At 38.3% G+C, this 13,162-nt stretch carries 8 protein-coding genes and 4 pseudogenes; 6 read left to right on the forward strand and 6 right to left on the reverse strand.

Annotated elements, in window-relative coordinates; all coding sequences use genetic code 11:
- Window positions 1-92: 92 nt before the first annotated feature.
- Window positions 93-1,106: pseudogene (locus ID47_RS13355) on the reverse strand (IS3 family transposase); the annotation flags it as partial.
- Window positions 1,107-1,175: 69 nt separating this feature from the next.
- On the opposite strand from ID47_RS13355, the pseudogene ID47_RS12555 reads away from it, so the two are divergent.
- A pseudogene (locus tag ID47_RS12555) lies at window positions 1,176-2,142 on the forward strand (IS5-like element ISParac1 family transposase).
- 94 nt (window positions 2,143-2,236) lie between these two features.
- Here ID47_RS12555 and ID47_RS00800 read toward each other — a convergent pair.
- Both ID47_RS00800 and ID47_RS13585 read right to left on the reverse strand, forming a co-directional pair.
- Window positions 2,237-3,187: an IS110 family RNA-guided transposase gene (locus ID47_RS00800; protein WP_038462851.1), complete on the reverse strand. Its 951-nt coding sequence runs from the start codon at window positions 3,185-3,187 to the stop codon at window positions 2,237-2,239.
- Window positions 3,188-3,220: 33 nt separating this feature from the next.
- Window positions 3,221-3,346, reverse strand: a complete 126-nt coding sequence (locus ID47_RS13585) for a hypothetical protein (RefSeq protein ID WP_269516648.1) — start codon at window positions 3,344-3,346, stop codon at window positions 3,221-3,223.
- A gap of 128 nt (window positions 3,347-3,474) precedes the next feature.
- On the opposite strand from ID47_RS13585, the gene ID47_RS00805 reads away from it, so the two are divergent.
- The 3 genes from ID47_RS00805 to ID47_RS00820 all read left to right on the forward strand — a co-directional run bounded on the left by ID47_RS00805 (window position 3,475) and on the right by ID47_RS00820 (window position 7,152).
- Window positions 3,475-5,214, forward strand: a complete 1,740-nt coding sequence (locus ID47_RS00805; RefSeq protein WP_051908326.1) for a fatty acyl-AMP ligase — start codon at window positions 3,475-3,477, stop codon at window positions 5,212-5,214.
- 40 nt (window positions 5,215-5,254) lie between these two features.
- Window positions 5,255-5,545 (forward strand): phosphopantetheine-binding protein, encoded by a 291-nt coding sequence (locus ID47_RS00810; protein WP_038462853.1) that lies wholly within the window; start codon window positions 5,255-5,257, stop codon window positions 5,543-5,545.
- Window positions 5,546-5,778: 233 nt separating this feature from the next.
- Complete coding sequence (locus ID47_RS00820; RefSeq protein WP_038462856.1) at window positions 5,779-7,152, forward strand: condensation domain-containing protein; 1,374 nt, start codon at window positions 5,779-5,781, stop codon at window positions 7,150-7,152.
- 181 nt (window positions 7,153-7,333) lie between these two features.
- Here ID47_RS00820 and ID47_RS00825 read toward each other — a convergent pair whose 3' ends face one another.
- Together ID47_RS00825 and ID47_RS00830 are read right to left on the reverse strand one after the other, a co-directional pair.
- The gene (locus ID47_RS00825; RefSeq protein WP_038462859.1) at window positions 7,334-8,854 is read right to left on the reverse strand and encodes an aminotransferase class V-fold PLP-dependent enzyme; all 1,521 of its coding nucleotides are present in this window, start codon (window positions 8,852-8,854) and stop codon (window positions 7,334-7,336) included.
- Window positions 8,855-9,378: 524 nt separating this feature from the next.
- Window positions 9,379-10,092 (reverse strand): annotated as a pseudogene (locus ID47_RS00830) (IS6 family transposase).
- Window positions 10,093-10,383: 291 nt separating this feature from the next.
- Between ID47_RS00830 and ID47_RS12560 the strand changes: the two are divergent.
- Both ID47_RS12560 and ID47_RS11455 read left to right on the forward strand, forming a co-directional pair.
- Window positions 10,384-10,596, forward strand: coding sequence for an IS110 family transposase (locus tag ID47_RS12560; RefSeq protein WP_051908328.1), 213 nt, complete (start codon window positions 10,384-10,386; stop codon window positions 10,594-10,596).
- A gap of 914 nt (window positions 10,597-11,510) precedes the next feature.
- Window positions 11,511-12,239 (forward strand): GNAT family N-acetyltransferase, encoded by a 729-nt coding sequence (locus ID47_RS11455; protein WP_051908330.1) that lies wholly within the window; start codon window positions 11,511-11,513, stop codon window positions 12,237-12,239.
- A 284-nt stretch (window positions 12,240-12,523) separates the two neighbouring features.
- Here ID47_RS11455 and ID47_RS12565 read toward each other — a convergent pair.
- Window positions 12,524-13,150, reverse strand: a pseudogene (locus tag ID47_RS12565) (IS6 family transposase).
- Window positions 13,151-13,162 lie beyond the last annotated feature (12 nt).

Below are 13,162 nucleotides of genomic sequence, written 5' to 3' on the forward strand. Positions count from 1 at the left end.
TTGAGCTTGTCATGAGAAAGGAGAGAAGAGGAGGATAGAAAATTAATAAATTTCTGAATATTCTTATACGCGGTTGGGTAATCGTCCCCAAATTAAAAGGAGTTAAAAGTAGAATTGTTTAAAGCTGCTCCATGCAGCTTTTGCATAGGCGTTATCCCGCCTAAGGCCATTTAGACCTTTCATAATTATAATGCCATAACCAAGTTGTTGCTCTTTCTTGAACCTGATCAATACTGTCAAATATTTCCTGGTTAAGCCAATCATACCTGACGGTTCTATTAAACCTTTCAATATAAGCATTTTGCTGAGGGTTTCCAGGCTGGATATAGGCCAGAGTTATTCCATGCTTGGATGCCCATTTCTACAGTTTGGGGCTAATATACTCAGGGCCATTATCACATCTCAATAGCTTGGGCTTGCCTCGCCATTCAATGATTTGATCTAACGACCTTATCACCCGTTTACAACGTAAGGGTAAATCAACCTCTATACCTAACCCTTCTGGGTTATAGTCATCAATGAGATTGAATAGACGATAACGGCGTTGATCACCAAGCTGATCATGCATGAAATCCATTGACCATACTTCATTAATCACTTTAGGGACTCCAAGTTTCTCGGGTTGATCACGAACCAAGCGTTTTTTAGGCTTGATCCTTAAATTTAGCTCCAGTTCTTTATAAATGCGGTAGACACGCTTGTGATTCCACTTAAACCCTTTCACATTGCGTAAATATAAAAAGCACAGACCGAAGCCCAATTGCGCCATGTGCTCGTTATTTTAACAAGCTACTCAGTAATTAAGGCATTCTCGTCACTATGCAAGGGCTGATAGCGAAAGCAAGTTTCACTGATCTGGAATATCTCGCAGGCCAGGTGAATACTAATATTATGGTCTGCTATGCTTTGTTTGGCCATCTCACGGCGTTGAGATGGCTTTAGAACTTTTTTCTTAACGCCTCCTGGATGATTTCTGATCTTAATTGGGCTTCAGCATACATCTTTTTTAAGCGTTGATTTTCAACCTCTAATTCTTTCAGGCGGCAAATCATGGAAGTATCCATTCCGCCATATTTTGCTCGCCATTTATAGAACGTGGCTTTGTTGCGTAAATAGAAAAGGTTGTCAATAAAAGGTAAATGGAAGTATCTTTTTTAAAATAAAAAGGATGACCTATGCCTTATAAAGAACGCATTAGGCGCTCAGGCGCTATTCATAAACGTCAAAAGCACTATCGCCTACAGAATTGGCCAGACTATAATCAAGCTTTAATAAACAGAGGAGATCTCACTTTATGGCTTTGTGAGGATCTTCACCATAACTGGTACGCGCAAAAATCCCTTACTCCTAAAAAAGGGCGGCCCCTTCATTATTCTGATCATGCCATTACACTCATGCTAACATTAAGGCTCATCTTTAAACAAAAACTTAGGCAAACTCAAGGGGTGGTCAAGTCATTGTTTCACCTCCTTGGCCTTCAATTGGATGTTCCTAACTACACGAGACTATCACGCCGCGGAACTGTTCCTTTAATCACACGCCACTTAGAAAAAATGGATGAACCGGGTCATCTTGTCATTGATAGTACAGGTATTAAAGTATTTGGAGAAAGTGAGTGGCTTGAAACAAAATATGGCAAACAATACAAACGTAAAGCCTGGCGTAAGCTTCACTTTGGCATTAACAGCAAGGGATTCATTGTTTCTCGGATAATGACCACTCATTTAACAGATGATCGATCCTGCTTAGACGCTCACCTTAAGCAGGCTGATGTAACAAAGAAAAGAGCTTATTGCTGATGCGGGCTACGATGGTCAAAATGTTTACAGCCAACTGGCATCAGTCAACATTAAACCCATTATTCCTCCAGCTCGAGGATCTCCTTCACTGTCAAAAGAGCACTGCTCTGTTAGACAAAAGGGTATTAATTACATTGATAAAAAGGGACTATACGCCTGGCAAACAAAAAATGATTATGGCAGGAGAACAAAAGTAGAAAATACGATATACCGCTATAAAGAGATGATCGGTCGTAAGCTTAATGCCAGGCTATGGGATAACCAAGATGCCGAATTACATCTTGGGTGTTTCATTTTGAACACTTTTACTAATCTTGGCATGCCGGAATCAGTTAAAATCTAATAATTTTGGGAAAAAGGGAGAGTTTGTTCTTACTTCCCATTTACGCAACAAAGCCGCTAAGCTTAAATCCTTACAAACATAGCAACTGTGTTTTTTAAGTCTGTGCATCTTTATGATAAAAATGCAGTTTCAATGTAGCATTAAGGATGATCAGAAGCTTGCGCATACATGCTGTTAAGGCAACCTTTTTCTTTTTACCCTTGGCAATTAACCGATCATAAAAAGATTTGATCTTAGAGTTGTATCGGCTAGCAGAAATCGTTGCCATGTAAAGAGCACAGCGTACTGTTTTTCTGCCGCCCGAGGTTTTTTGATACCCCTTCCATGACCCGCTTTCTCGATTGTGAGGCGCTACTCCTACTAATGCGGCTATTTCTTTGTTATTAAGTTGACCTAATTCAGGCAATTGAGACAGTAAGATAGATGTACAGACCTTTCCTATGCCTTTTTCAGTATTGAGAAGGGTTGCTTTTCTCTGTAAGTTATCTGTTTCATGAATGCAGCGCTGAATTTCTTGATCAATGGTTAAAATCTGAGACTTTAAAGAGTCAAGATTTTTCTTTATAGACGCTATGATAATCGGATTGTCCTGGTGCTCTAAGTATTGTTTCTCCAAACGGATTAAATTAGTTACTTGAGTACGCCGTTGAACCCAGCATCTTAAGTCATTTGAGGTTAAAGCAGTCTCTATCGAGGTCAGTTTAGGCTGCATTTTAAGCCCATATTCTGCTAAAAGGGCTGCATCAATGAGGTCTGTTTTAGCAATTATCCCTTTAGCTTGAGCAAATTTTCTAACTTGAAGGGCATGAACCATAGAAAAAGGAATGCCATTTTCACAAAGGAATTTTAATAATTTCTTTTCATATCCCCCCCTTGGTTCAAAAACAACACAATCGACGGTATTTTTAGCAATAAAGGCAGAAAGCAATTTTAATCCACAAGCATTATTTTGATAACGCTGAGTCTGTTTAAGGGTTGAATGATAAAGATCTAGGTACTGTTTTGATATATCAATCCCGATAGTTGCAGTAAAGGTATGGGTCATGTCATAATCCTACTTGTCTACGAGCATAAAAGCTCAGCCAACTGTTCGATAAATAGACGAAGAGGGGGCAATTCCCTCTATGTGACGGTTATGAGTAACCGAGTTGATAACGAATATGCCCCCTCGATCAGAAAGGGATGGCCATCCCTTTCTGATCATCAAGTCATCTTGATAAATTTATCTTATATCATTTCAAATAGACAAGTTGATGACGGTACCGGTTGACTATTATCTTTATGTGTGCCAAAATTTGCAAAATTTATCTAAAATAATACTAAGGTGGCTTTATGCAACCAGAAGAAAAAGACCTTCTCTATATGCTTGAGCAATACGCTATCTCTTTACCACATAAGAATGCCTGTGTTTTTCTCAAAGACAGTGAGACAGAGGTTGGCAAGCTGACCTATAGTGAACTTTATAAACAGGCTCGTACTGTAGGTGATTACCTTCAAAGGCATGGTTTCAATGGTGAAAGGATTCTGCTTCCTTCTTCTCCAGGATTAAATTTTATTGTTTCGTTTATAGGTTGTTTATATGCAGGAGCAATTGCAGTACCTGTACCTTCGCCAACCAAGAGCACGCTAGAAAGAACACTGCCATCTCTAGAAACTATTGTAAAAGATGCGGATATAGCAATGGTTCTTTGTGACACAGATTTTATAGAGCTCTATGAAAGAAATGGTAAACTTTTCAATTTTCTTTCCCATGTACCTATTATTGATTTTAAAGAAATTAGTGGTAATTATGGAAAAGAATATTATTCCTTTTTAAAGATTTCTCCATCTACCATTACTTACTTACAGTATACATCTGGATCTACCTCCTACCCTAAAGGTGTAATTTGTACGCACGAAAATATGACTAGAAACTTTAAGGTCACAGCATCAGCTTTAGGGTATGAAGAAGACAGCATTGCTTTAAATTGGGCACCTCATACTCATGCTTACGGTTTACTCTATGGCTATTTGTTGCCTTTATATTGTGGTGCCACTTGCTTCCTTATGGCTCCATCTACCTTTTTATCGCATCCAATGCAATGGCTGCTGTCTATGTCAAAATACCGTGCAACTCACAGTGGTTGTCCTAGTTTTGGTTATGAGCTCTGTGTTAACTATATGGATGAAGAGCAAATACAAGGAATTGACTTGAATAATTGGAGGGTTGCTGTTACTGGAAGTGAAATAATACGTGAAAAGACGATTATGAATTTTTATGAAAAGTATAAATTATATAATTTTAATTTTGAAGCATTTACCCCTTTGTATGGAATGTCGGAGACAGTTGGAACGATTTCTACGAGCAGTATTGGAAAAAAACCTGTTTTGTTGAATCTAGATACCAATTCTTTAAAAGAAAATATAATAAAAGAAGATCCGGGAAGAAAAGGTCGTGTGATCGTAGGATGCGGCAAAGTGGTCCCGGATCTAGATGTTGTGATAATGGACCCACAATCTGGTAAGGAAACTAAAAACATAGGAGAAATATGGGTATCAGGCTACCAATGCAGCCCAGGCTACTGGAATAAAGCAGATAAAAAACACCTCAGTACAGATTTTTCTAGAAAAGAAAGCCAAAGAAAATATCTTAAGACAGGGGACCTTGGGTTTTTAAGAGATGGGGAGATCTTTATAACAGGGCGCTTAAAAGAAGTTATTATTCTCTTTGGAAAAAATCATTATCCAACAGATATTGAAACAACCATATCTAATTCGCATTCAATACTAAAGAATCATACTAATGCAGCTTTTTCTGTAGAATTGGATGATCACGAAGAGTTAATTATTGTTCAGGAAGTTATTGCGAGTCAGGATACTAACCACTTGATAGAAATTATAAGAGCAATGCGCAGAGCTTTATCTAAAGAGCATGGTCTAGATGCTTATGAGGTTGTCCTAGTTAAGACTGCCTCAATTCCTAAAACAGTTAGTGGTAAGATACAAAGAGGAGAGTGTCGAAATCAATACATTAACAATCAACTAGATATAATTTATAGTGATAAAAAATTCAAGTCATTAAGATTAAATTAAATAAAATATAGATTTATTGAAAACTATTTGGGAAATAAATATGCATAGCCACAATGAAAAATTAAAAGAACCAATAACTTATCCTCTGGAATTAAAAGCTGTAAATGATTTTATTAGGAAAAAATTATCAAAAATTATTCAGGTAGATAAAGAGAGCATTGAAGAAGAGACAGAATTAGAAAGTTATGGGATAAGTTCATTAGCATTGACGATGTTGTTAGGAGAAATAAATAGCAAATTCAGTTTAGATCTAGAGGTTAACGATCTTCCTTCTCCATTGACGCTCAACTCTATTTTTAGCCTAATTACTAATCAAAGGTCAACACTATGAGAAGTTCTGTTCGACAGGGTACGAGTAAACCAGTTGATGGGGTTAATTACCCTACTTTTGGTTACTCGTACCCTGTCGAACAAAGCTTCCAAAACGAGCTCCTTGATACTAAAAAATTCGAAGCCTTAAAAAAGGAAGGTATTGTTCTAAAACTACTAACAAACGGAATTTATCCAATAAAACCGTTACCCCCAAGTAGGATCATTCCGCCGAATCATTGAGAGATTTCTATCATGTCGAACAAAGCTCAATCAAATTGGACATTCTCTACACTTAGCCCCAGGGAGGAACTCTTACTAAAGCTGGTGGACTTAGATAGTAATGCTAATTATTACAATAATGTTAAATCCATGTGTAAGGTGAGAGGCCCGCTGGATTTTAGCAGATTAAAATTTAGTATACAAAAAATTATAGACAATCATGAGGCATTTTCTACTGGATACACAAAAAATTCCGCAGGGTATTATCAAAGATATATACAAGAAAATATGACATGGGAATTAACTATAGATAATATTAAGGATGATACCGAAGCAAACTCTTACTTTCATAATATTGCTTTCACATTCTTACTTCCAGATAACCCTCCATTATGGCGCGTGTTTGTGTTGAAAAACGAAGATGAAGAATATTATATAATTTTATATATACATCATTTAATTTGCGATGCAATATCAATTCGGATATTTTGGGAAAATTTAAGTGAATTTTACAACAATGATTCCTTAACGGAGTTAAATGCAAAACCTTATAGCCAATTTGTAAAATGGCACTATGAACAGCAGGATAAAATTGATTTACCCTATTGGCAAGAGAAACTGACTGGAGTTAAGCCGGTTAATTTTCCATATATTGGTGACCTTAATGTAGGGGAAAATTGCGCAGCAATTGAAGGAATTTCTATTAATGAAGATACCTATAAACAATTAGAAGAATTATCTAAAAGATATAAAATAAGTATATATGTTATTTTGTTATCTTGTTTGCAAAAAGTGTTATATGAATTAACATTAGAAAAGAGATTTTGCATAAGTTTAGTTCATCATAACCGTACACATGGCGGCTTCCAGAATACAATCGGTTTTGTCGCCTCCATGATACCATGTACTTTTGACTATAACGAAAATCCACCTATTCTAGAGCAAATTTTATCTACTGATAAAACTCTTCGAAAACATTTCTCTATAGCGCGAGGAGAGATAGACTATATTTTTAAAAGCAAGCATAATCTGTTAAACAAGATACCTAATATAGAGTTTAATTATATACCAACTATAATCAATAATTATAACTTTAAATTGGGCGATGCCGAATGCCAAATATCTCTAGCGGACGATCCACGGATCACGGATGAATCACAGTCCCATGCTTCAGAAGAGAATAATTTTTATTGGGCACGGGAGGTATTCCCAATTGATTTCACTATTACTGTAATGCAGCATCCTGAATCAATTAACCTTGAAATTTTCTATCGTAAGCGTTTTTTTGAAAAATCTTACGTACAAGAGTTTTGTCAAAAATTTAAAGGCTGCTTAACTGATATTCTCTCTAAACTGAATACTGAGACACATAAACTAAGCAATTTCAATAATCACGTTAAAATATAACATAAAGCCTATCCGTAAAACTTTGAGCTCGTGTTAATAATGAATTGAAATTGGTCCACTTTTGGGTGGTCACAATGGATTGAAAACCACCTCCTCTTCGCCTTAACCATGAGTAAGGAGGCCTCTTCCTTGTAGTCTCATAGGCGAAGAGGAGGGAAAACTTACCTGCCTAATTTACCATTTACCCTGCCAGAGCGTACTCCTGGTCAGTATGCTTGATGGCCGTTGTGAGCTCAGTTTGATAATCATCAATAAATTTGTCGATTAAGGAGCGGGTAACATTCTGAAGAACACAAGCGGCTACATGATCTGCAAAAGCAGGCATCAAATTATACTTGACAATAAGTCTGGGGCTTGGGCGCTTAAAGAGTACATTGAATCGACCTTCCTGCCATAAGACCTCTTTGTCGCCAAGGAGAGCTTTAAGCTTTTGAGAGAGATAACGGGCGTTTTCAAGATTCCTCTTCACGAGGGACCTTAATTTACTGTAATCTCTTTGATGCAAGCCAAGAGAGCACATAGCATTATGAAGAAGCATGATATTGAGTCCCGACCGGCAGCCGGAAGAGGTAATATCAACGATATTCCCAATATAGTCAATAATATGCGTCTTCAAAGGAAAGGCATGCTCAAGAAACTCTTGTGTTGTGAGAATCATGCCGCAAATCGCCTGCGTTCCCAAGAATTTATGCCCCGATATAGCTATGGTGTGAACACCAATCGATTGGAAATAATCGTCCACTTCTTCAAAGGGTTTTAAAAGAGGAAGGGTAACGCCATTTAACGCCCCATCCATATGAATGGTATAGGTGCAAGGAGAGGTTAAAGTTTGGCGTAAAGCCGTATTTATTGCTGGGATATCATCTATTGCTCCCAGGACAGTCGTGCCGGCATTTGCAACAACAATCACCGGATTGTAGCTATTCTTCGCCTTATGCTCTTTGAGCATGTCTGTAAGTGAGGCTATATCCATAGAGCCATCCTCTTGCGCTTTAACAGGCTTACAAACAAGACCAAGCTGCTGGGCTATTTTGAGGATAGAATAATGAGTATGAGTTTCTGTAAAGAAGATTGATGGATATAAAAGTTGCTTAAAGATCTGTTCAAGCGAGTAAAGCTCCCAGAGGGCTTTGCTCTTGTCAAGAGTTTCTGCAGGGTCGTTTGTTACATCTGTTGCCCACGTTTGATCAAAATGGTGCTTCTGTTTTATCGTCTTTATTTTATGGCTAATCTTTTGAATAAGCACCTCATTTTTGTGAAGAAGATATTGACGGGACCACCACAGTCCTGCAAAATTGGCTTCCGTGCCCCCTGCCGTGACATAGCCTGCACCTTTTCCAGGGCTCAAGCCAAGATAAGTTGTCATTATTTCAATAACGTCTCTTTCTATTTTCTTTGCTTCTATTGGATGGCTGTTTGATTCATAGCGAGGGTCACCAACATTAACCAAAAACATTTCCGCTAGGCTTCCAGGAAGGATGCCTAAAACACTATTATTAATAATCTTGTGACGTTCAAGACCGGATTCATGGAACACCTCTATGTCTTCTTTTCCTCTCTGCTCATTATAAAGAGACGCCATTAACGAGACAGGATAACCGAGTTTATGAGAATGGTAATGTTTAGCTTTTTGATGAAGTAGCAAATACTCTTCTTGCCACTCTTGAATGTCTGCAGGAGGAGTAGGGGACACCAAGGGCATCACTCTCTCATATCTTCAGGATTAAGGAGGCAAATCTTTATCCTGGGGGTCTTAGGCTCCCAACTGTCCTGCGATAAAGAAGAACTCATGGAGGCTATAGGCAAAAATTCAAAAATGCTTAGTGAAAAGAGTAACAGATAAAAGGCGTTTTTCTTCATAATGGATTCCTAAAATTAATAAGTTTCATCAGCAACCTCAAAGGACAATTTTAATGTCCTAGGCCTTACACATAGCATTGTATGTCGAACTATGATGGGTTATAGAAAAACTTTTATGGGTGCTACAGCTAAATATCATAACCTATATACTTATATATCTTTCTTTGGGAGATGTCCATACAGGTCGTTAGGACAATAAAATTAAAAGAGGATTGGCAAAAAAGTCGAGTCCTTTAAAAAAAATAGGCAAATGAGCATTAGGATAAAGTCACCCAAAATCAAAAAAGGCACCCCCCTCATTAAAGGGGAAGGGGGGACCGTCAAGTTAACTTTTAGATAGCAAGAATAGCCTTTATATTGATTTCATTAGGCATAATTCTCCTTTAAGGTTATTTCCTGCCATAAAGCATGGGCGTTTTGGATTAACCGTCGATAGTGATTTGTCAAATGCTTATATCTTTCAACTTTAAAGAGATTTTGTATGACTTCATGGGTGATGAGAAATCTTTGAGCTTGAGGAGGAGACTTGAATTTTCACATTTTTTTCTCTCTGGGTGTCTTGTTGGCTGGTGAGAATTTTCAGCTCGATTATTCAGACCTTTATGTTGCCGATGCACTGGGTGAGGAATAAGATTGTTTCTTGCCTTATTGTAGCTTCTCAACTTGTCTGTAATTAAACATAGACTAGACCGGGAAGTAATTTTTGAAAAAACCTTTTGGCTGCTTCAAAGTTTCTTTGACTTTGTAAAAGAATCTCAAGTTCATATCCATCTTGAGCTACCGCTCTTCACAGCCAATATCTCTGCCCCTTAATTACCAAGCAGACTTCATCAGAATGCCAGATCTCTTCTTAATTTCCCAGGCAAAGTTTAGGCCAAACTTTTTAGTCCAATAGCGAATCGCTTCATAGCTCAATAAAATGCCCCGTTGGGATAAAACTTCGCTGACATTTCTCAGGCTCAAAGCAAAACGATAATAAAGCCATATTGTATGGCTGATAATCTCTTCTGTGAAGCGATGACCCTTATAACTTATGGCCCTGGTTAGAGTTCTCCTTTGTTGAGAATCAAAGTATGCCATCCAACTCAAAAACAAAAGTTAAGTTAATGGGATGGATCGGCCCATTAATTAACAATAAAATCGCAAAGCCTAAAATGTTGAGGTTAAGGTTATGGGAATAGATTTAACAAAGAATGTTTTTCAGTTGCATGCGTGAGTTAACATGGTCAAATCGTACTTCAAAAGCGCTTATCCAGGAGAAAACTTGCAGAGTTTATGGCAGTTTCCTCCCTGCTTAGGCGGAATGGAAGCTTGCGGGGGTGCTTAATATTGGGTCCGTACGTTTATCTGTTTTGGTCATAAATAAAATTGATGAATCCTCAATATGTAAAGCCATATGCCAAAAGCAACAAGAATGACTTCAACAATTCAGAAGCGATTTGTGAAGCTATAACACGACCGCACATGAGATTTGTTGCCATTAAAAGTGTTGAGCAGCAAGACATCCAGGTGCTTCGCCGCATTTGGAGCCGTCTGATTCAAAAGCATACGGCTTTAATCAATCAAATGGAGGGTGTTACTTAAATATGGGATTGTCATTCCTCAAGGTATAGGTCGGAGCAGAAAAAGATTTCTGCAAGCTCTTGATACTTGCGCACGCGATATCAATCCTCGCAACAAACTCTTGTTTGCAGATCTTTACGAGCGGTTAAGAGGTATAGATCTCAAAATTTTCAAGCATGATAAAAGCATACGGCAGGTTTGGCGAAAAAGCGAAGTGTGTCAAAGGGCACATTCGAGCTGAAGGCATAGTCCTTCTCACGGCAACTGCACTTGTGGCTGCTGTTGGTAATACCAAGGTTTTCAAGAACGGGTGACCGCTATTTAAGAAGCCTTTTGATTCATGGTGCAAGAGCTGTCCTAAAAACAGGCGACCCATAAACTTGATGCACTGAGCAGTTGGATTAGAGGGCTTAAAGAACGCATAGGCTATAACAACAAGGCTTGTGTTGTCATAGTCCACAAGAACGCTCGTATTTTATGGGCGTTTATGGCTCATTGATGCTTGTTATCAAGCCAAATAGTAAACGAAACAGAGATTCCGCAGATTGTGAAGGTGAAGATAAAGATGATAGTAAAAAGGATTAGATCCGCTCTTAAAAATTCTGGCACTGTCAGGGCATTCTAAAAGCCAGTAAGTTGATTGAGAGAGAAGAGAACGCAGATCCCATCATGGCTAAAGGCAAAAGTCTTAACAAGAAGTCAATGACATGACTGCAATCTACCTTCTTAAAACCAAACATCTTATTTTAACTCTTGCAATACGGACAGGTCCAGATGCATGACGGTGCGCCTTTGCTCTGCTATCTGGTGCACTTTTACATTACCCTTGACAGCCAATAGCGATGAGGCCAAAATTAGCATTCAAATATGTGCAAGATAGAGTTTTTATGGCATTTGCTTGCAAAAAGCTAGTTCTATAAGAGAAAGCTAGGAACATGAGCACAGTAGCGACAAGCATTCCACCCCACCTTTTGGAAGAACTTTATTTCCTTCCCAATCAAGCAGGAGTTTGCTCTCTTATTAATCAAACATGCTTAGGAGAATCTTTTCCCAATGAACCAAGCAAGTTTGTTCTGCTTAAGACCACTGCTCCTTTTTGTTACTTAGCCGGTGAATTAGATGATGGCGAACTCATGAGTTTGCTGCAATATTTTAAAACTTTTCCAGAAATTCTTCTCATATGTGATGAACGACATCACACGCGCCTTCTTTTGCATGGGATGAAACCCATCCCTCGAATCCAGCTTTTTTATAAAAATCCAAGCATAAATATTATAATGCCCTCAGGCTTAACCTTCCACAAAATCCTCGATGCAGATTTTGGTAGGCAGTGCCCGTGGTTTGAGGTGGTAGGCTCTCATGAGCTTTTCTTTCAACATAGATTCGGCATTGTCGTATGTGAAGGAGAAGTTGTATTGAGTGCAGCTTATGCAGCATGCGTGGGAAATAACCATTGTGAGATTGCTATTGCCACCCATCCAAAGCATCAGAATAAAGGAGCAGCAACATTAGTGGTAAAAGCTGCCATTCAAGAATGCTTAGAACGAGGTTGGGTACCTGAGTGGAGTTGTGATTATAACAATGCTGCCTCCCTTCGGGTTGCTTTAAAAACAGGGTTTACCCTTCAAAGGTATTATTCTTTCTTAACGCTTGAGGAAAAATGAACAACATTACCTCTAAAATTATCATCCATGATACATCAGAATACTTTTAGGCAGTGCGCTTGTGAGGAGAAATTTTGCGCAAACACTTGGGGTTTACTTTTCTAGCCTAATCTCCTTATTCTATTGTGACTGGTGTTGCAGTGGTAAGCGCTTCTTCCCTTCTTCAGTTAAGCACTTAGAAGATGCGCTTAACTTATCTTTGAGAGAAATAAATAGATGGGCGATCTATTGCATCTGTTAAATGAGGTTATGACTTTAGGTAAGACGGTCTGATGTTGGACTTATTACGCCATCAGACTCACAAAATTGCTGAAAGAGGATTGAAAAGCATTCTGACCAATTTTGCCCTATTTGTATCATGCGAATATCCTCAATTTCACAGATAGTCTCCTTAGCTGGATAAAAGTTCTTAAACTCAAGGGGTAGCCGCGTTCGTTTCTTGATAAATCAGTGGCCTTGCTCAGCTATGTTGTTGAGATATTTGATTTGTCGAATCTCAATCTGGCCTTCTGCGAGTACATCTTTATTAAAATGGTCAAGAGCTTCTTGATTGCTACCGCTCTTATCAATCGTGAGTTTATCAGGCCTTGCATTTTCCTTAAAAGAAAGCCTTTGCCACTACAGCATCTCCAACTAGCTTTGAGAAGAAGATCGATCGTATTACCTTCACTATCGACGGCGCGGTAAAGATAAACTTACTTACCATTCAGCTTGATATAGGACTCGGCCATTCTCCAACTTGAGTCACCTGGTTTCTTACGCTGACGTCCACGCTTACCAATGAGGGCCACGAAGTATCTAATCCATCTTTACAAAGTTGCTTGATCAATTTTAGACCCTCTTATCATCATCGGAGGTAAGGAGCAAAACTTTTTAAAATGGGACAGCAATTTAGGTGATGTATTGAGCATGAAATAATCTTC

The organism is Candidatus Paracaedibacter acanthamoebae, assembly GCF_000742835.1.
Lineage (GTDB): Bacteria > Pseudomonadota > Alphaproteobacteria > Paracaedibacterales > Paracaedibacteraceae > Paracaedibacter > Paracaedibacter acanthamoebae.

Coding starts and splice junctions, on each gene's coding strand:
- ID47_RS00800 (WP_038462851.1), bottom strand. CDS start 3,187: ATGACCCATACCTTTACTGCAACTATCGGGATTGATATATCAAAACAG.
- ID47_RS13585 (WP_269516648.1), bottom strand. CDS start 3,346: ATGATCAGAAAGGGATGGCCATCCCTTTCTGATCGAGGGGGCATATTC.
- ID47_RS00805 (WP_051908326.1), top strand. CDS start 3,475: ATGCAACCAGAAGAAAAAGACCTTCTCTATATGCTTGAGCAATACGCT.
- ID47_RS00810 (WP_038462853.1), top strand. CDS start 5,255: ATGCATAGCCACAATGAAAAATTAAAAGAACCAATAACTTATCCTCTG.
- ID47_RS00820 (WP_038462856.1), top strand. CDS start 5,779: ATGTCGAACAAAGCTCAATCAAATTGGACATTCTCTACACTTAGCCCC.
- ID47_RS00825 (WP_038462859.1), bottom strand. CDS start 8,854: ATGCCCTTGGTGTCCCCTACTCCTCCTGCAGACATTCAAGAGTGGCAA.
- ID47_RS12560 (WP_051908328.1), top strand. CDS start 10,384: ATGAATCCTCAATATGTAAAGCCATATGCCAAAAGCAACAAGAATGAC.
- ID47_RS11455 (WP_051908330.1), top strand. CDS start 11,511: ATGAGCACAGTAGCGACAAGCATTCCACCCCACCTTTTGGAAGAACTT.